General features: G+C 67.7%; 17 protein-coding genes and 1 pseudogene. 5 read left to right on the top strand and 13 right to left on the bottom strand.

Translation table 11 applies throughout. From position 1 onward, the window contains the following. The first annotated feature begins 336 nt into the window (after nt 1–336). Entirely contained in the window at nt 337–1,248 is a 912-nt protein-coding gene (locus tag AC1RRR_RS23440) for an SMP-30/gluconolactonase/LRE family protein (RefSeq protein WP_492816650.1), read from the top strand. Between the two features lie 98 nt (nt 1,249–1,346). Further along, nucleotides 1,347–2,126, top strand: a complete 780-nt coding sequence (locus tag AC1RRR_RS23445) for an SDR family NAD(P)-dependent oxidoreductase (RefSeq protein ID WP_492816652.1) — start codon at nt 1,347–1,349, stop codon at nt 2,124–2,126. Nucleotides 2,127–2,136: 10 nt separating this feature from the next. On the opposite strand, the pseudogene AC1RRR_RS23450 reads toward AC1RRR_RS23445, so the two are convergent. The 7 genes and pseudogenes from AC1RRR_RS23450 to AC1RRR_RS23480 form a co-directional block, all read right to left on the bottom strand. Next, nucleotides 2,137–2,274 (bottom strand): annotated as a pseudogene (locus AC1RRR_RS23450) (hypothetical protein); the annotation flags it as partial. A gap of 137 nt (nt 2,275–2,411) precedes the next feature. Continuing rightward, on the bottom strand, nt 2,412–3,503 hold the full coding sequence (locus AC1RRR_RS23455) for an NADH:flavin oxidoreductase (protein WP_492816654.1): 1,092 nt from the start codon (nt 3,501–3,503) through the stop codon (nt 2,412–2,414). 80 nt (nt 3,504–3,583) lie between these two features. Further along, entirely contained in the window at nt 3,584–4,795 is a 1,212-nt protein-coding gene (locus tag AC1RRR_RS23460) for an acyl-CoA dehydrogenase family protein (protein ID WP_492816656.1), read from the bottom strand. A 6-nt stretch (nt 4,796–4,801) separates the two neighbouring features. After that, entirely contained in the window at nt 4,802–5,092 is a 291-nt protein-coding gene (locus tag AC1RRR_RS23465) for a putative quinol monooxygenase (protein ID WP_492816658.1), read from the bottom strand. An 81-nt stretch (nt 5,093–5,173) separates the two neighbouring features. After that, complete coding sequence (locus AC1RRR_RS23470; RefSeq protein WP_492816660.1) at nt 5,174–6,691, bottom strand: M61 family metallopeptidase; 1,518 nt, start codon at nt 6,689–6,691, stop codon at nt 5,174–5,176. Between the two features lie 114 nt (nt 6,692–6,805). Further along, nucleotides 6,806–7,078 (bottom strand): hypothetical protein, encoded by a 273-nt coding sequence (locus AC1RRR_RS23475; RefSeq protein ID WP_492816662.1) that lies wholly within the window; start codon nt 7,076–7,078, stop codon nt 6,806–6,808. Between the two features lie 138 nt (nt 7,079–7,216). Beyond that, a complete protein-coding gene (locus tag AC1RRR_RS23480) occupies nt 7,217–7,912 on the bottom strand; it encodes a TerB family tellurite resistance protein (RefSeq protein WP_492816664.1) in 696 nt (231 codons plus the stop codon). A gap of 281 nt (nt 7,913–8,193) precedes the next feature. Here AC1RRR_RS23480 and AC1RRR_RS23485 point away from each other — a divergent pair, with 281 nt between their 5' ends. Next, nucleotides 8,194–9,015 (top strand): hypothetical protein, encoded by an 822-nt coding sequence (locus tag AC1RRR_RS23485; protein WP_492816666.1) that lies wholly within the window; start codon nt 8,194–8,196, stop codon nt 9,013–9,015. A 3-nt stretch (nt 9,016–9,018) separates the two neighbouring features. Here the strand turns inward: AC1RRR_RS23485 and AC1RRR_RS23490 are convergent, their stop codons facing one another. Then, nucleotides 9,019–10,464, bottom strand: coding sequence for a GH1 family beta-glucosidase (locus tag AC1RRR_RS23490; protein ID WP_492816668.1), 1,446 nt, complete (start codon nt 10,462–10,464; stop codon nt 9,019–9,021). 112 nt (nt 10,465–10,576) lie between these two features. Here AC1RRR_RS23490 and AC1RRR_RS23495 point away from each other — a divergent pair, with 112 nt between their 5' ends. Beyond that, nucleotides 10,577–10,750 carry a CopG family transcriptional regulator gene (locus AC1RRR_RS23495; RefSeq protein ID WP_454759195.1) on the top strand — a complete coding sequence of 58 codons (174 nt, stop codon included), beginning with the start codon at nt 10,577–10,579 and terminating at the stop codon, nt 10,748–10,750. After that, the gene (locus tag AC1RRR_RS23500; protein WP_492816671.1) at nt 10,693–11,016 is read left to right on the top strand and encodes a type II toxin-antitoxin system RelE/ParE family toxin; all 324 of its coding nucleotides are present in this window, start codon (nt 10,693–10,695) and stop codon (nt 11,014–11,016) included. The genes AC1RRR_RS23495 and AC1RRR_RS23500 overlap by 58 nt, the downstream gene beginning before the upstream one ends. A gap of 12 nt (nt 11,017–11,028) precedes the next feature. Here AC1RRR_RS23500 and AC1RRR_RS23505 read toward each other — a convergent pair whose 3' ends face one another. The 5 genes from AC1RRR_RS23505 to metH form a co-directional block, all read right to left on the bottom strand. Beyond that, nucleotides 11,029–13,194: a bifunctional diguanylate cyclase/phosphodiesterase gene (locus AC1RRR_RS23505; RefSeq protein ID WP_492816673.1), complete on the bottom strand. Its 2,166-nt coding sequence runs from the start codon at nt 13,192–13,194 to the stop codon at nt 11,029–11,031. Nucleotides 13,195–13,271: 77 nt separating this feature from the next. Further along, nucleotides 13,272–14,372, bottom strand: coding sequence for a M48 family metallopeptidase (locus AC1RRR_RS23510; RefSeq protein WP_492816675.1), 1,101 nt, complete (start codon nt 14,370–14,372; stop codon nt 13,272–13,274). Nucleotides 14,373–14,380: 8 nt separating this feature from the next. Further along, nucleotides 14,381–15,469, bottom strand: a complete 1,089-nt coding sequence (locus tag AC1RRR_RS23515) for a YjgN family protein (RefSeq protein WP_492816677.1) — start codon at nt 15,467–15,469, stop codon at nt 14,381–14,383. 118 nt (nt 15,470–15,587) lie between these two features. Beyond that, nucleotides 15,588–16,082, bottom strand: a complete 495-nt coding sequence (locus AC1RRR_RS23520) for a DUF805 domain-containing protein (RefSeq protein ID WP_492816679.1) — start codon at nt 16,080–16,082, stop codon at nt 15,588–15,590. Nucleotides 16,083–16,223: 141 nt separating this feature from the next. Beyond that, a complete protein-coding gene (metH, locus tag AC1RRR_RS23525) occupies nt 16,224–18,893 on the bottom strand; it encodes a methionine synthase (RefSeq protein ID WP_492816681.1) in 2,670 nt (889 codons plus the stop codon). Nucleotides 18,894–18,951: the final 58 nt, after the last annotated feature.

Genomic DNA, 18,951 nt, shown 5'->3' on the forward strand with positions numbered 1-18,951 from the left:
CGGCCGGAGCGGCCGCGGCTAGCGGTAGGTGCGCAGGGGGCGGGAAGCGGATCGGCGGCGGCGCGAATTCGACGGCGCGCGCCAACCCGCCTTCGGCGGTGCGTTGGTCTGTGCGGCGGCGAGTTTCATGCGGCGGATCGGCTCCTGGAGCGGTGATGAGGGCGTGCTGATCCCACGACTCTCAGGCTCAGGGCAAGCCCCGCGAACACTGTTCTTGCACACGCGGCGCGGCTGTGGCCCGCGCGACACGGTTGGCCGAACGGAACCCTCGCCAGGTTCAAACAGGCGTTTATAGTTACCTCATCGCCCACCAGAGGCGCTCGAGGGAGAGACGCGATGGACATCCAGCTGGTCGCCGACGGCCTGCAATTCCCCGAAGGCCCCGTGGCCATGGCCGACGGCTCGGTGATCCTCACCGAGATCCAGGGCCAGCGCCTGACGCGGGTCTGGCCCGACGGCCGCAAGGAGACCGTGGCCGAGACCGGCGGCGGCCCCAACGGCGCGGCGATCGGCCCGGACGGGGCGATCTATGTCACCAACAACGGCGGCAGCTTCGCCTTCTTCGAGGCCAATGGCCTGAACATCCCCGGCCCTACCCCGCCCAGCCACGAGGGCGGCTATATCCAGCGGGTGGACCTCAAGTCCGGCGCGATCACGACCCTCTACATCGAGTGCGACGGCAAGAAGCTCGTCGGTCCCAACGATCTGGTCTTCGACAAGCAGGGCGGCTTCTGGTTCACCGACCACGGCTGCTCCACGCCGGACGGCAAGAAGTACGGCGCGCTGTACTACGCCCTGCCCGACGGCTCGAAGATCGTCCGCTGGCGCGACCACTTCGTCTCGCCCAACGGCGTGGGCCTCTCGCCCGACGAGAAGACCGTCTACATGGCCGACACCATGCTGGGGCGGCTGTGGTCGTTCGATGTGGCCTCACCCGGCGTGCTGGCCGATCCTCTGCCGCTGATGCCGGGCAACGTCGTCTGCAACCTGCCGGGCTATCAGCTGCTGGACAGCCTGGCCGTCGAGGCCGGCGGCAAGGTCTGCGTGGCGACCATCATCAACGGCGGCATCACCGCCTTCGACCCGGACGGCTCGACCGAGCACTACGCCTTCCCGGACGTGATCGTGACCAACATCTGCTTTGGCGGCGACGACATGCGCGACGCCTGGATCACCGCCTCGGGAACGGGGAAGCTCTACAAGGCCCGTTGGCCGCGTCCGGGGCTGAAGCTGAACTTCAACGCCTGAAATGATGACCTGAATTCACAAGTCCTGGTCCCCGCCACGGCATAGTCTGCCGCCGTGGCGGGCCCATCTGAAGCTCCGTCAAACAACGGAGCCCAGCGATGGACCTGAAACTGAACGACAAGACCGCGCTGGTGACCGGCGCGACCGGCGGCATCGGCCTGGCGATCGCCACGGCCCTGGCCAACGAAGGCGCCACGGTGTTCGTCACCGGCCGCACCCAGGACAAGCTCGACCAGGCCGTGAAGGCCATCGGCGGCAAGGCCAAGGGTGTGCTGGCCGACGCGGCCACCGCCGACGGCGCCGCGCAGATTCTCAAGGCCGTCCCCTCGGTCGACATCCTGGTCAACAACCTGGGCATCTACGAGATGAAGGCCTTCGCCGACATCCCGGACGAGGACTGGCTGAAGCTGTTCGACGTCAACGTGATGAGCGGCGTGCGCCTGTCGCGCGGCTACTTCCCCGGCATGCTGGAGCGCAACTGGGGCCGGGTGATCTTCATCTCGTCGGAGTCGGGTCTCGCGACGCCTGGCGAGATGGTCCACTACGGCATGACCAAGAGCGCCCAACTGGCCGTCGCCCGCGGCATGGCCCAGGCCACCAAGGGCACCGGCGTCACGGTCAACTCCGTCCTGCCCGGCCCGACCCGCGCCGAAGCCATCGCCGACTTCCTGAAAAGCGTCTCGACCAATCCGGACGGCACGACGGCCGAGCATGAAGCCGAGTTCTTCGAGAAGCACCGCTCGGCGTCGCTGCTGCAGCGGATGATCGAGCCGGAAGAGATCGGCAGCCTGGTGGCCTATGTCGCCAGCCCGCTGTCGTCGGCCACCAACGGCGCGTCGCTGAAGGTCGAAGGCGGGCTGGTCACCACGATCGCGTAGAAGCGAAATAGATCCTCCCCCTAGCGGGGGAGGTGTCGGCAAAGCCGACGGAGGGGGAAGAAGCCGGATCGCCCGCTCTTCCCCCTCCGGCCTTCGGCCGCCTCCCCCACGGGGGGAGGGTCTTATTCTTCTCGCAAAAACGTCCCGGCGATCAGCAGGGCCATGGCCAGAAGCGCCAGCAGGCCCGCCACGTACGGCATCCAGGTCATCGTCGCCTCCCTCTGAAGTTCGGGGGCGACGATGGTCCGGGGCCGTCACTACGGACAGCCCCGGAACAGGGGGTATCTAGTACAGCGTACCGAGCGCCGCGCGTTCGAAGTTCTGCAGTTCGTCCTGGCGGCCGTCACGGATCTTCACGACCCACTCCGGATCCTGCAGCAGGGCGCGGCCGACGCCGACCAGGTCGAACTCGCCACGCTCCAGGCGCTCCAGCAGGCCGTCGATCGAGGCGGGCTGGCTGCCCTCCCCGCCGAACGCGGCGATGAACTCGCCCGACAGGCCCACCGAGCCCACCGTGATGGTCGGGGCGCCCGTCAGCTTTTTGGCCCAGCCGGCGAAGTTCAGATCACTGCCCTCGAACTCCGGCTCCCAGAAGCGGCGCTGCGAGCAGTGGAAGATGTCGGCCCCGGCATCGGCCAGCGGCTGCAGCCAGGCTTCCAGCAGTTGCGGCGTCTCGGCGTTCTTGACCGCATAGTCCTGCTGCTTCCACTGCGACAGGCGGATGATCACCGGATAGTCGGGGCCCACGGCGGCGCGGACGGCCTTGAGGATCTCGGCGGCGAACTTGCTGCGCTCAGCGATGCTCGGACCGCCGAAGTGGTCGTCGCGGACGTTGGTGCCGTTCCAGAAGAACTGGTCGATCAGGTAGCCGTGGGCGCCGTGCAGCTCGATGGCGTCGAAGCCCAGGCGCTTGGCGTCGGCGGCGGCCGTGGCGAAGGCGGCAATCGTGTCGGCGACGTCCTCATCGGTCATCGGTTCGGTGAACTGGCCACCGCCGGCCTTGGAGATGCCCGACGGGCTGTCGACCTTGCCCAGGTTCGCGGTGCCCTTGGCCGAACCCACATGCCACAGCTGCGGGGCGATCAGGCCGCCAGCGGCGTGGACTTCCTCGACCACCTTCTTCCAGGCGGCCAGCTCGGCGTCGCCGTGGAAGCGCGGCACGTTGGCGTCGTTCAGCGAGGCGGGACGGGCCACGCCCGTGCCCTCGGTGACGATCAGGCCCACCTGCCCTTCCGCCCGGCGGCGGTAATAGGCGGCGACATCGTCGGTGGCCACGCCGCCCGGCGAGAACGACCGCGTCATCGGCGCCATCACCGTCCGGTTGGGCAGCTTCAGCGACTTGAATTCGAACGGCTTGAACAGGGCGTCGAGCGACATGGGGAATTTCCGAAACAGGATGTGTTGCGCGCGATCCAAACACTTGTTCGGATCTGAGGCTAGTTAGAAATACTGGGGCCTCAAAGCCCCAGCACCATCTTCGCCATGATGTTTCGCTGGATCTCGTTCGACCCCGCGTAGATCGACGCCTTGCGATAGTTGAAATAGGCCGGCGCGGCAGGCGCCGCGTAGTCCGGCCCCGCCCGCAGTTCGTTGCTCTTGGACCAGGGATCCTCGACGAACGGCGCGGCGTAGGTCCCGACGGCTTCCAGCGTCAGCTCGGTAATCGCCTGCTGGTGCTCCGACCCCACGCATTTCAGCATCGAGGACGCCGGGCCAATCGCCTTGCCGGCGGTGCGGGACGAGAAGATCCGCAGTTCGGTGGCGTTCAGCGCCGCCACCTGGATCTCAAGATTGGCGATCTTCTCGCGGAAGTCCCGGTCGTCGATCAGCCGCCCGCCGTCATCGGCCAACTCCAGCGCCGCGATGCGCTTGACCTTCTTCAGCGCGTTCATCAGGCCCGGCGCATAGGCGTTGCCCCGTTCGAACTCGAGCAGGTACTTGGCGTAGGTCCAGCCCTTGTTCTCCTCGCCGATGCGGTTGGCGACCGGCACCCGGACATTGTCGAAGAAGACCTGGTTGATCTCCTGCTCACCGTCGGGCGGACCGTCCAGGGTGACCAGCGGCTTGATCTGGATGCCCGGCGTGTCCATGCGCAGCAGTAGGAACGAGATGCCCTCCTGCGGTTTGCCCTCGGACGAGGTGCGCACCAGGCAGAACATCCAGTCAGCCCACTGGGCGTGGGTGGTCCAGATCTTCGAGCCGTTCAGGACATAGTCGTCGCCGTCGCGCTCGGCCTTCATCTGCAGGGACGCCAGGTCCGAGCCCGACCCCGGCTCCGAATAGCCCTGACACCACCAGATGTCGGACTTCAGGATCGGCGGCAGGTGCTGGGCCTTCTGGGCGTCGGAGCCGAACGCCATGATCACCGGCGCGACCATCTTCAGCCCCATCGGCGACGAGGTCGGCACGCCGGCCAGGCTCATTTCCATGTTGAAGATGTAGCGCTGCGACGGCGAGAAGCCCGCCCCGCCCAGCTCGACGGGCCAGTCGGGCGCCGCCCAACCACGATCCGCCAGCTTCTTCTGCCAGGCCACCTGGCCGGCCTTGTCCAGATAGCCATTCTTGGACTGGCTGAGCTGTTTTTTCAGGCCGTCGTCATAGGCGGTCGCGATCCAGTCGCGGACCTCCTGCTGGAACGCCAGGTCCTCGGGCGAGAAGGCCAGATCCATCGCCGCCTACTCCACGGCGTCCAGATATTCGATCTCGGGACGACCGGCCATGAACGGCCCCATCGCCGCGCCGGCGGCCTTGAAATAGTCGGTCCCGCCGTGGTGCTTCAACGCGTCCTCGGAGGCGTAGAGCTCCAGCACCTTGTAGACGCCCGCCTCGGTCTTGGACTTGGTCAGCTGGTAGACGAGGCAGCCCGGCTCGTTGGCCTTCACCTTGTTCTGCAGATCCAGGAACACCGCCTCGAAATCCGCCGACTTGTCCGGCTGGACCTTCAGAACCGCAACGACACCGATCATGCTGACCTCCCAACGTTTGTTTGAAAGCGAGCATGGGACGGTTGGCGGCGCGGGGCAAGCGCGACGTTCGGGAAGGCGACCTCACCAGGCCTGGCAGGCCGCCTCCGACACTGACGGATCACGCACCCAGGCGTAGCCCTGCACGGTCTTGCCGCCCGGCGCGTCATAGGTTCGGGCCTCTCGCTTCAGGCAAGGACCGAAGGCGTTGTCGCTGGCCTGCAGCGTCTCGCCGCCCAGGATCACGGCCTTGAACTCCTGCTCGGCCTCGGGACCCAGCTCCTTGGTCACCAGGGCGATCCAGGCCTCGTGGTCGAAGCGCTCGCCCTTCTGGCGACGGGCGAACAGCGGCAGCATCAGGTCGTCCAGCTTGCGCGTGCCGCCCGACTTGGCCCGGATGCGGGCGTCCAGGTCGGCGAAGTAGTAGGCGCCGCGCGCATAGGGCATCTCGCGCGCCCGGTTATCGGTGAAGCCGACCTTGGTGATCGCCTCGGCGCTCATGTTGAGGGCCGGGCTGGCGTAATAGGCCTTCATCGCCGCATTGACGTCGCGGGCATAGTCGTCGGCGGTGATGTAGCCGGCCCGCAGCGACAGCAGCCGCGTGTAGTAGCTGGTCAGGCCTTCGCTGAACCAGCTGGACACGCCTTGCGGCGCATCGATGCCGCCGACCCACATGTGGATCATCTCGTGCATGAAGGTGCTGCGCGAGGAGGTCGTCTTGGCGCTGGGCCGGGGCGCGGTCATGAACGAAGCGCCCAGGGCGGTCCCGCCCGCGTTCGGCGGCGGCACGGCCCGGATGAAGACCCGGTAGCGCGGCGGCGGATCCAGATAGCCGAAGAACTTGCCCAGCCAGGTGTAGGCCTTGCCCGCCCAGGCCATCTCGGCGGCCGCGTCGTAGGGCGGCTCTCCCAGCCAGGTGGCGCTGAAGCCGTGGTCGTCCCCTCCGGTCGCGGGATAGCGCCCGGCGGGACCAGCCAGATACCAGCCCTGATAGAGGGCTTGCGGCGGTCCCTTCAGTTCGAAGCTCTTGCCGTCGCCGAAGGTGGCGCTGGCGATCGAGGTGACCGGCAGGTCACCGAGGTCCCACGTCACCTTGCTGACGGTGGTCCTCACGCCCTCGGGCAGGACCAGGAAACCCGCGCCGCTGCCGCTGACGCCGCCGGCGCTCTGGCGGATGCTGAACGGCGGTCCGGGCGGGCCGCCGTCGGGCGTGACCTTGGCGCGATAACTGATCGTGGCGGGGAAGCTCACCGCTCGCTGGGCGCGCCAGTGGCGGAAGTACGGAAAGCCGCCGGGATTGGCCGGGTCGTCCTGCACCGTCAGCGGCACTACGCCCTCGCGGTCGCGCAGCACCAGGCCCTCGACCCGATCGGCGATGCCGGGATTGCCGGCGTAGTTCACCGGCGCGGTCAGGCTGAACGCATCGGCGTTCGCGACGCCACGGACCTCGGACTTGACCTCGATGGCCGTCACCAGCGGACCTCCGTCACGCACGGGCTTCAGCTGGACGAGAAATTCAGGCTTGGCGGTCTGACCGATGGCGTCGCCGCAAAGCACGAAGGCCAGCGCCGCCCCGATGATGATGGAACCTCTCGCCCGCATAGGCCGCGCCTCCCCCAGCAATCTGGAGGACTAGGCTAGTCCGCGTACGGTGCGGTTTCTTTGCAAAGTGATCGGCCGATCCGGCCTATGGCGCATACGCCATGCAGGCGCAGATTACGGCCGCTCGTTCCAGCCGTACGCCACCCACGAGTGGCCGCCGACATTGCGGGCTTCGATCAGGCCGTCCTCGGCCTTGGGCTTGGCCTTGCGGCCACGCAGGGCGAAGGCGGCGATGCCGAACAGCGCGCTGCCGATGAAACCCACGACCACCACGGTCGCCGCGAAGACCACCGCCAGGACCGCTCCGACCACCACCGCGACCGACGTCGCCAGGGCGCCGGCGATCCAGGCCAGGTTCCGCAGGGGCGAAGCATCGACGGTGCTCATCGGGATCCTTTCGTACGCACGCTCATGGTCAACGAAGTTGGTTCACAAGCGCTGAATAGCAACTGAACACCCGCCGGGCTCGGATGAAAAGCCTTTTCCCGTCCTTAGGGTGACGGTCCGGCGAGACAGATTGTCTCGTCAACCCGCCGCGGCCAGCCCCAGTTCCCGACGCTCGCGCATCACGGTCGTGAAGGCGGCGTTGATGGCGGCGGCCTTGCTCTCGGCCAGGGCGATGAAGTCGGCCGGCAGGCCCCGGGCGCGGGCGCGGTCAGGGTGAGCGTTCGAGAGGGCGATCTTCCAGGCCTTGCGCACCGTGGCGTCGTCGGCGTCGGCCGGCACTTCCAGGATGGCGTAGGGATCGTCCTTGCCGACGCCCAGGTGGGTGGCGCGCAGGCGGCGGAACGACAGCGGCGACATGCCGAACAGGTCCGAGACCCGCTCCAGATAGTCCAACTCGTCCTGGGTCACCACGCCGTCCGACTTGGCGATGTGGAACAGGCCGTCGACCACGTCCTCCAGCAGCTGCGGGCAGCTGGAATAACGCTTAGCCAGGCGCTTGGCGTAGCTCTCGAAGCCGTGGGTGGTCTGGCGGGCCAGGTCGTACAGCCGATGGATGTTGGGCTCCGACGCCGGGTCGGGCTGGAACACCTCGGTGAAGGCCTGGAACTCGCTGCCGTCGGCGCGGCCGTCGACCTTGGCCAGCTTGGCCCCCAGCGCGGTGACCGCGGTCGAGAACGCCGGGTCCTCGCCCGGCAGGCCGCCCGGACATTCGGTGCAGTCGGCCAGGTCCAGGCGACGGGCGGCGATGCTCGCGATATTGCGCCAGAAGCTCATGAAGCGCCTCGAATCCAGCGGCGGATGGAAGAAATACGCGTGAAAGGGCGAACCGGATCACCTCGTCACGATGCTTCTAGCACAATGAGAATGATCGTTCACATGACTTTCCCGCAATGCGGCGAAACGTCTGAGCCCTTAAGGTGACCCTGAAGGCGGAGCCATTGGCGGACTTGCTCGTTATGGCTCCGCTTGGCGGGAAACGGCCACGCTACGGTCCCATTCGGGTCCGAAATGCTCTAGTCACTACGCTTCGTATTTCAAAAAGGACCTCCGCCCGCATGGCGAACGCCCTCTTTCTTGCTCTCGCGCTCCTGGCCCAGGACGGCCAAACGGCCCAGGGCCCCAATGCTCCGCCGACCGACGAATATGGCTATGTGGCCTGGTGCTACGGCGCCCTGGGCGGCTACGCCAATCTCTACGACCGCGTGATGCCGGAGGTGACGCGCATCGAGAAGGCGTTCCCGGGTCCCGACGGCGTGGCCGCCTCGCTGAAGACCTATCCGGAGATGCGCACCCAGGCCCAGAAGGACCTCAAGACCTTCTCGTCGGCGATCACGGCGGCCGAGAAGGCCAGCCCGCGCCCGATCTCGGAATATGGCGGCGCGCAGGTGAAGCGCGGCGCGGCGATCTGGCAGGGCTCCGACACGGTCGACAAGGCCCGCCTGGCCCAGATGTGGATGAGCTGGAGCCCGCCCGGCGACTGCGAAAAGCGCGCCAAGACCCTGGAGATGAAGTCCAGCATCCTGGGCAAGGCGCTGAACTACAATGCCGGCTCGGCTGCGACCCAGGCCCCGCAGCCCGCGCCGGAGGCTCCTGCGCCGGTCGCCGAAGCGGCTCCGCCCGCGCCTGCGCCCGTCGCGCCGCCCAAGCCTGAACCCGCCAAGGCCGTCGCGCCCGCCAAGCCGGCGGCGGCGAAGCCCGCTCCGGCCAAGACCGTGAAGGCCGAGACCAAGCCTGCCCCGGCGCCGGCCGCCAAGAAGCTGGCCCCGATCGGCGGCGACGAGATCATCGTCGACCCGGTCAATCCCGTCCCCTGCGCCGGCAGCCTGGTCCCCGCCAAGCGCGGCGGTCGCGACGTGCTGATCTGCAAGAAGGACTAAGGCTCAGCTGGCCGGCAGCAACCCGCTGGCGGCCAGCTTCGAATACCATTGGCAGGACGCCTTGGGCGTCCTGACCCCGGTCTTGCGGTCCATCGCCACCAGGCCGAACTTCGAGGTGTAGCCCAGGTCCCACTCGAAGTTGTCGATCAGGGTCCATTCGAAATAGCCGCGCACGTCGCAGCCGGCCTCGCGGGCGGCCAGCACCGCCTCCAGGTGGCGACGCAGATAGGCGATGCGGAAGTCGTCCTTCAGGATCGCCGGCCGGCTGCCGAACGGATCCGAGCAACCGTTCTCGGTCACCAGCATCTTCGGCGCACCGTACTCGCGGCGCACGCGGTCCAGCACCTCGAACAGGCCCGACGGGTCGATGTGGCGGCCGAAGGCGTCCAGCTCCGCGCCCTTGGGCGGATTGGCCGGGGCGATCTTGCTGGGCGAATTCAGGTCCAGCCGCACATAGGCCGGCGCGTAGTAGTTCACGCCCAGGAAATCGACCGGCTGCTTGACCGTCTTCAGGTCGCCGTCCCGCACGACGCCCTTCAGGAAGTCGTCCATCTCCTTGGGGTAGGTCCCGCGAAACAGCGGATCCAGCCAGGCCTTGTTCCACAGGGCGTCCAGCCCGTCCGAGGCCAGGCGGTTCCAGATCGCCCATGGCCCGCCCGCCGGCCGGCAGGGCTGCAGCGCCATGGTCGTGCCGACGTTCAGCCCGCTCGCCCCGGCCCTCAGGGCCTGCATCGCCAGGCCCTGCCCCAGGTTCATGTGGTGGACGACCTTGCCCAGCAGGTTGATGTCCTTGAGTCCCGGCGCATGCTCGCCCAGCACATGGCCGAAGACGGCATGCACGGCGGCCTCGTTGAGGATGATGTAGTTCTTCAGCCGATCGCCCAGCTTCTCAACCAGGGCGTGGGCGTAGTCGGCGAAGCGCAGCGCGGTGTCGCGATTGGCCCAGCCGCCCTTGGCTTGCAGCCCCTGCGGCAAGTCCCAGTGGAACAGCGTCGCATACGGCGCGATGCCCTTCTCCAGCAGGGCGTCGACCAGTTTCGAGTAGTGGTCGAGACCGGTGGCGTTCACCGCCCCCTCCCCGCTGGGCAGGATCCGCGACCAGCTGATCGAGAAACGCGACGCGTTCAGCGACATCGAGGCCATCGTGTCGACGTCCTCCTGGAAACGGCGATAGCTGTCGGTGGCGACCGTGGCGTCCGAGCCATCTTTGACGTGGCCGGGGACCTTCTCGAACACGTCCCACACGCTGGGCCCGCGCCCGTCGGCGGTCTGCGAACCCTCGGTCTGGAAGGCGGCGGTGGCCACGCCCCAGACGAAGTCCTTGGGGAACTGCCGGCTCTTGGGTTTCAGGTCGGTCTCGTGAGCCCCCTCACAACCCGAAAGCCCCACGGCGGCGCCTCCAAGTGCAAGCGCACCCAGAGCCCGGCGGCTAACGCCTGACCGTTCCATCGTCCCCTCCCTTATGTCGTTGGGGGGAGGATGCGGCGGGGTTGAGAGCTTAGCAATCCTCCCCCTAGCGGCGCCTCTCCCCTGGACTTCTCCCTCGTGTTAAGGTCGTAGCATGAAGCCCGAACCGTCTATCTTTGATGTCGATGACCTCGCGGATGCAGCGGCAGACGCCGAGGGCGTGGCCGATCTTGACGCCGGCCGTGTCGTGACTCACGAGCGCATGAAGGCATGGCTTCTATCGTGGGGCTCCCCCGACGAACTGCCCGCGCCTTCCAAAGACCGTTGAACGTTATCTGGTCGGCTCGGTCGGAGCGCGACCTAGAGAGTATCCGCGCCTACATCGGACAGGTAGCGCCGCTCGCGGCTCAACGGTTCGCCTTGCGCCTAGTCGCGGCGGTGGAAAGCCTCGGCGACCACCCTCACCGAGGCCGGCATGTTCGCGGCAGTGTGCGCGAGTTCGTGGCCATCCCGCCCTATGTCATCCGCTATCGGGTTCGAGCCAGGTTCGTTGAGATCGTGCGGATCAAGCACGGTGCGCAACAGCCCGACTGACGCCTTGCCCGATCAGCGAGTCCGCACCGTCTCGCGCACGCCGGCGATCGCGTCGGCCGGCATCGGGCGGCCCAGCAGGAAGCCCTGGAACTCGGTGACACCCAACTTGATCAGGGCCTCGAACTGGCCTTCGGTCTCGACGCCCTCGGCGGTGGTCTTCAGGCCCAGCGACTTGGCCAGGCTGACGATGGCCGAAGCGACGGCCATGCTCTCGCTGTTGCCCGGCAGGCTGGAGACGAACGAGCGGTCGATCTTCAGTTTGTCGATCGGGTGGCGGCGCAGATAGGCCAGCGAGGCATAGCCGGTGCCGAAGTCGTCCAAGGCCAGGCGGAAGCCCAGCCGCTTGAGGCGGCGCAGGGCCTCGTGGACGCCGTCGCTGTCCTTGAGCAGGGCCGTCTCGGTGATCTCCAGCATGAAGACGTCAGCGCGGGCGCCGGTCTCGGCCAGGGTGGCGACCATCTCGTCGACGAAGCCGGGGCTGGACAGCTGCAGGGCCGAGACGTTGACCGACACCTCCAGGCCCGACCAGCGCAGGCTGTCGTAGCAGGCGCGGCGGAACACGGCCGCGCCGATCTGGCCGATCAGACCGCAGGCCTCGGCCAGGGGGATGAAGATGGCCGGCGAGATGTCGCCGCGCTCGGGATGATGCCAGCGGGCCAGGGCCTCGACCCCGACCATCGCGCCGCGCGCATCGGTCAGGGGCTGGTAGGCCACGGTCAGGGCCTCGCTCTCGATCGCGGTGCGCAGATCGCGCTCCAGGCCCTTTCGCAGGCGCAAAGCCGAGTCCATCTCGGGCTCGAAGAAGCAGAAGCGGCCCCGGCCGCCTTCCTTGGCGCGGTACAGGGCCACGTCGGCCTGGCGCAGCAGCTCGGCCTGGCCCTGGTCGCCGTCGGAAACCACCGCCACGCCCACCGAACACGACAGCTCGGCGCGGCCGATGGTCAGGTCGACCTCGCCCGACAGGCCCTCGACCACGCGCTGGGCCAGGGTGGCCACGCCGGCGGGATTGGTGTCGGGCTGGATGATGGCGAACTCGTCGCCGCCCAGGCGGCAGATGGTGTCGGTCTCGCGGCAGATCTGCTTCAGGCGGCGAGCGACCTCGCGGATCAGCTGGTCGCCGGCGTCGTGGCCGTAGTTGTCGTTGACCTCCTTGAACCGATCCAGGTCGATGCACAGCACCGCCAGGTGCCCCGGCTTGCGGCGCAGCAGGGCGTGGGCGTGGACCAGGCGGTCGGTGAACAGGGTGCGATTGGCCAGGCCCGTCAGCGGATCGTGCAGCGACAGGTGCTTGGCCTCGGCCTCGCTGAGCAGCAGCTTCTTGGCGGCGCGGCGGGTGATGCGGAACAGCAGCAACGAACCGATCACGGCGGCCAGGATGGCGGTGACCAGCATCGGCGTGGCCGACTTCAGCAGCTCCTCGCCCGGCTGGCGCGGGGTCCAGCGCAGGGTGATGCGGCGACCGTCGGCGGACTTGCCCAGGATGGCCTGGGCGGCGCTGGTATGGACCTTGTCGGCCGCGACCACCTCGATATGGGCGTCGTGCAGCAGGAAGCGATCCGAGAAGGTCTTGATCACGCTGTTGGCCACCGGGATGCCGGTCACCAGCAACGGCGCCCGCGCGCTGCGGGTCTTGGCCTTCAGGTCGGGACGGACCAGCGAGACGGTGATCAGCACCGGCTCATTGCCGATCAGCTCCACGCGGCTTTTGTGCACGGCGCGCAGCTGCGCGACCTTCTTGGGATCGGTCTCGATCTTGCGGATGGCGGCGATCAGCGGTGCGGTCGGCGCCGCATAGCGGGCGTAGGTGTCGGGCGCGACGTCCTTGCCGTTGACGTGGCCGTACAGCGGCCGCCCGTCGGCGTCGAGCACGTAGACGACCTTGTAGCCCAGCGCCCCGCCCAGCGAGGCGCCGATGTTCTGGCTGGCCCAGGCCTGGTCGAACTGGTTGTCCAGCTTGATGATCGCCTCGTCCCAGATGACGTAGGGATTGAGGGCGGTCTGGATTTCCTTGCCGCGCTGGCGCAGGCCGTTGCCGACCAGGGTCTGCTCGTACTGGCGCTCGCGGACGTCGGCGTGGCGGGTGGCGACGGTCAGGGCGACACCGGCAAGCAGGATCATGCCCGCCGCCATGCCGGCGATCAGGCCAAAGATCTTCAGCTCGATGTTCCTGCGGTCCATCCCACTCCCCTGGAGGAAGCGGCATCGTCCCTGCGAACGGTTGCGGAAGTCCTTACCCGGACGGGCCTGTGGACAAATTATCGCACGGCGTTACGCGATTTGGGTTTTGGCGCGTCGGCTGCTCGACACACCCGGTCCAGAACGGCCCAATCGCGGTCGGACATGGACGGCTGGCCGGGCCGGATCGCCCGCTTGGCCTTGTCGGCGCGACCGGCCGTGTCGGGGTGGGTCTGGAACCACTCGGCGGCCTGGCGCAGGCGCGGATCGTCGCCGCGATTGGCCAGGCGATCGAAGAAATCGGCCATGCCTCGGGTCGAGATGTGCTCGGCATGCAGGATCTGGATGGCCCGATCGTCGGCCTCGGCCTCCAGCGTGCGGCTGAAGCGGTGATCGGCGAAACCGCCGGCCAGGACGACCAGTTGCTGCCCCGCCCCGCTGCCGCCGCCGACTACGGCGTCCAGCAACAGGCCCGCGCCCATCGAGCGCCAGGCGGCCTGCATGACGTGGCGGCGCTCGACGTGGGCGATCTCGTGGGCCAGAACGGCGGCCAGCTCGTCGGGGCCCCTCGCCTCCTCGATCAGCCGGCCGGTGACCAGGATCGTGCCGCCCGGCAGGGCGAAGGCGTTGACGAACGGCGCGCGGATGGCCCGCACGCGGATCGGGAACGGCGCGTCGGCCGCCTTGCCCAGGCGCTGGCCCAGGTCGTCGAGCAGCGCCGCGGCTTCCGTATCGGTCTTGCAGGGCCGGAACGGCACGGTCAGCTGCTTTTCCATGCTGACGCCGAAGCGGGCTTCCAGCTCGGGCGGGGTATGCCGGGCCAGGGGTCCGGCGGCCATCGGCACGCCGATGAAGACCACCGCCGCCACGGCCAGGCCCGCGCCGATAAGGCCGCCGACCAGGGCCCATTCCCGACCTCGACCACGCCGCTTGATCTCGCCGTGCGAGCGACCGGCCAGGGCGCGCCAGCCTTCCGCCTCCACGATCAGCCGGGCGTCCTCGTCGCCGCGCGACAGGCTGTAGCGGCCGTCAGAACGCAGGGTCTCGCGCACCTCGCGCAGCGGCCAGTCGAGGCCGACGGAAGGATCCTCGACCGCTCGCGCGACAACGCGGCCGCCCTCGACCCCGATCGTCACCGACCAGGGCCGCGCCGTGCGGCCGTCATGCAGCTGCCCCTGCATGTTCCGCCTCAGAAGGGCGAGACGTCGAAGGCGTCGGCCAGGCCCTCGCCGGTCTTGGGTCCGCGCGGCGCCTGGCGGGCATCCGACAGCGGGGCCAGGCCCGCGCTGGTCAGGCGCTGGATCAGGAACTTCGCCGATCGCGCCATGGCCACGGGCTGCAGGAAGCCCAGGGTGAACACCAGGATCAGCAGGTTGGTCAGGGTCAGGCCCAGCAGGGCGCCGGTCTTGACGTCCAAGGCCAGGTTGGCCTCGCCGACATGGATCGAGGCGGCGATCTCACGCAGCACGGCGGCGTGATAGGCGGCCGAGGCGATCACCACGACCAGGGCGTAGACGAAGGCCATGGCGTAGATCTGCAGGATGAAGGTGACGCTGGACGGCCCACCGGGCGTCTGCATGCGCGTCGAGACCATCGCGATGATCACGCCGATCATGGCGAAGTAACCGATCATGCCGACGACCCACGCGATGGCGAACGGGCCGTACAGGTTCTGGCTGTTGGCGCGCTTCCAGGTGATCGGCTGGTCGCCATAGCTCATGCCGCCCCAGATGCGCTCGGCCAGTCGCATGGTCATGGCCGGGGCGAACCACCCGAACGTGACGCCGGTGAGCAGCGCATAACCCAGATAGGTCCAGCCGTAGCTGCCAGCCTTGCCGCGCAGATGGAACCGTACGCCGCGCCAGATCGTGCGGCTGGCCATGTAGCGATAGGTCATGAAGATCGCCATGCCGATCAGCACGAAGGCGGCGATGTAGACCGGGATCAGCAGCAGGGTGAACAGCGGGCTGACGAACTGGATCGCCAGCACCAGCGCCAGGTACGGCACGCCGATGAACAGCGTGGCCAGCAGGAAGCCAAGGAACAGCTCCTTGCCCTTGCCGGTATATTCGAACGGCTCGCCGTTCAGGGTGACGTGCGACCACACCCGGCGGCGCACCTCGGTCTTGCCCCAGAAGCGGTACAGCGTCAGCGTAACGACGTTGAGCAGGCCGTTCTTCAGCGAAAGACCAATGAAGGCCTTGGGCTCGATCGTCTGGCCGAAGGTCAGCGTCTCGCCGGCGGCCGGCGTCGACACCGGCGTAGCGGTCCCGTCCATGAAACTCCTCGAAGGCCCTCGCCCGCCAAGCTTGCGGACGAGGGCGAGCCTCGTGGGAATTTACGGCAGGGTCAACCTTAGATGGCGACTAGCCCCTCCGCGACAGGGCGAACCGATCCTAAGCGAAAGAGCTCTCGACAGCTTCGGGCTGCTGAGACACGACATAGGGCGTCGGCACGACCTGTTGCATGTCCAACGGCTCGGCCGCTGCCTCGTCCGGCCAGCCGTAGTCGTTCTCCTCGGGTGAACCCGGCAGCAGACCTAGTTCGACGAAGGTCCAGAGCTGCACCACCGGGATCAGCCCGACCAGCAGGAAGGCGCCGCCGCGGTTGCGATCGTGGCAGCGGCGGACCAGCGCCGCCAGCAACAGCCAGGTCGTCGCGACGAGGGCGACCCAATAGGCCGCGCTGATCGCCTGTTGCCAGACCGCCCAGCCCGCCTCGGGCCCTTCAAACACCGCCAGCGGATGCCAGTTGGGCAGGCCCACCAGGCTCAGCAGACCTTCGCTGGACACCGGGGCCAGCCCAACCAGCGTCGCGCCGGCCGTGGCCCACCAGAACGTGGAGCGCGGGCCTCGACCTTCGAAGCTCGCCAGTCGCGCAAAATCAGACATCTCAGACCTCGTCCTCAATGGATGTGGACGGGTCGCTGCAAGAAAACAGCCAGAGGTTAAGCGAAATAAACTCTAGATAGCAGGGCGTTTCGCCTCAAAATGGCACGCCCGACCCGCCTCCGCGTACGGAAGCGGGTCAAATCAGGCCGCCGCGTCCCTAGCCCGCGCCGCCGGGTCGTAGTTGAGGATCGGCGACAGCCACTTCTCGGCATAGGCCATGTCCCAGCCCTTGCGGCGGGCGTAGTCCTCGACCTGGTCGGCGTCGACCTTGCCGACGCCGAAATAGTGCGACTGCGGATGGCTGAAATAGAGCCCCGAGACCGCCGCGCCGGGGGTCATGGCGTAGCTCTCGGTCAGCTTCAGCCCGGTGGCGGCTTCCGCGTCCAGCAGCTGGAACAGCGTGCCCTTCTCGGTGTGGTCGGGCTGGGCCGGATAGCCGGGCGCGGGGCGGATGCCCTGGTACTTCTCGGCGATCATCACGTCGGTGTCGGCCGCCTCTTCGGGCGCATAGCCCCACAGCTCGACACGGGCCTTGTAGTGGAGCCACTCGGCGAAGGCTTCCGCCAGGCGGTCGGCCAGGGCCGAGGCCATGATGGCGCTGTAGTCGTCGCCGGCGTCCTTGAACTTTTTGACGATCTCGTCCTCGCCATGGCCGGCGGTGACGGCGAAGCCGCCGACATAGTCGCCGCCCTGACCGATCGGCGCGACGAAGTCCGACAGGGCGACGTTCTGCTTGCTGGCCCCCTTGTCCATCTGCTGGCGCAGGGTGAACAGGCGCGACAGCTCGGTCGTGCGGGTGTCGTCGGTGTAGAGCACGATGTCGTCGCCGTCGGCCTGGGCCGGCCAGAAGCCGATCACGCCCTTGGCCCCGAACCACTTCTCGGCCAGCACCTTGTCGAGCATCTCGCGGGCTTCGCGATAGAGGTCGGTGGCGGCCTGGCCGACCACGTCGTCTTCCAGGATCTGCGGGAAGCGGCCGATCAGCTCCCAGCTGGCGAAGAACGGCGACCAGTCGATGAAGGGCACCAGCTCGTCGAGCGTGGGCTCGAAAGTCCGCGCGCCGATGAAGGCCGGCTTGGGCGGGACATAGCCGTCCCAGTCGATGGCGAACTTCTTCTTGCGGGCGTCGACGATGCTGGTCCGGGCCTTGGCCGTCTGGCCCCGGGCGTACTGCTCGCGGATGCGGACATATTCGGTGCGCGTCTCGGCCTGCAGGCGGTCGCGCTCGGTCGGCGACAAGAGGCCCGACACCACGCCCACCGCCCGGCTGGCGTCCAGCACATAGGTGGTCGAGCCCTTGTGATAGGCCGGCTCGATCTTGACCGCCGTGTGGGTGCGGCTGGTGGTGGCGCCGCCGATCAGCAGCGGGATGGTGAAGCCCTGGCGCTCCATCTCGGCGGCGACGAACACCATCTCGTCCAGCGAGGGCGTGATCAGGCCCGACAGGCCGATCATGTCGACGTTGTGCTTCTTGGCCTCGTCCAGGATGCGGTCGGCCGGGACCATGACGCCCAGGTCGATGACCTCGTAGTTGTTACACTGCAGCACGACGCCGACGATGTTCTTGCCGATGTCGTGGACGTCGCCCTTCACCGTGGCCATCAGGATGCGGCCGGCCTGCTCGCGCGGCTTGCCGGCCTTCTCGGCCTCCATGAACGGCTCCAGCCAGGCCACGGCCTGCTTCATGACACGAGCCGACTTCACCACCTGCGGCAGGAACATCTTGCCCGAGCCGAACAGGTCGCCGACCACGTTCATGCCGTCCATCAGGTGGCCTTCGATGACGTGCAGCGGCCGTTCGACCGACAGGCGCGCCTCTTCGGTGTCCTCGTTGATGAACTCGGTGATGCCGTGGACCAAAGCGTGGGTGATGCGCTCGTTCACCGTGCCTTCGCGCCAGGCCAGGTTGGCGGTCTGGACCTGGCCCTTCTCGCCCTTGTAGCGCGGGGCCATGTCGACCAGGCGCTCGGTGTTGGAGACGTTGGTCCGCTGCGGACGGTTGAGGATCACGTCCTCGACGGCCTCGCGCAGTTCGGGGTCCAGGGCGTCATAGACCGGCAGGTCGCCGGCGTTGACGATGCCCATATCCATACCCGCCTCGATGGCGTGGTACAGGAACACCGAGTGGATCGCCCGGCGCACCGGCTCGTTGCCGCGGAAGCTGAACGACACGTTCGACACCCCGCCCGAAATCCGGGCGTAGGGGCAGCGCTTCTTGATCTCGCGCGTGCCCTCGATGAAGTCGACGGCGTAGTTGTCGTGCTCCTCGATCCCCGTCGCCACGGCGAAGATGTTGGGATCGAAGATGATGTCCTCGGGCGGGAAACCCACCTTGTCGACCAGGATGTTGTAGGCCTTCTCGCAGATCTCGATCTTGCGGGCGGCGGTGTCGGCCTGGCCGACCTCGTCGAAGGCCATCACCACCACGGCCGCGCCGTAGCGCAGGCACAGCTTGGCCTGCTCGATGAACTTGTCCTCGCCTTCCTTCATCGAGATCGAATTGACGATCGCCTTGCCCTGGACGCACTTCAGCCCGGCCTCGATCACCTCCCACTTGGAGCTGTCGATCATCACCGGCACCCGCGCGATGTCGGGCTCGGCCGCCATCAGGTTCAGGTAGGTGATCATCGCCTGCTTGGAGTCGAGCAGGCCCTCGTCCATGTTGACGTCGATGACCTGGGCGCCGGCCTCGACCTGCTGACGCGCGACCGACAGCGCCTCGGGGTAGTTCCCCTCGACGATCAGCTTCTTGAACTTGGCCGAGCCGGTGACGTTGGTGCGCTCACCGATGTTGACGAAGACGGGTCTCATGGTCGGTCCAAACAATTCGCCCCTCCCCTCGATGGGGAGGGGTTGGGGTGGGGTGACG

Source organism: Caulobacter sp. GW821-FHT12D05, from assembly GCF_058807295.1.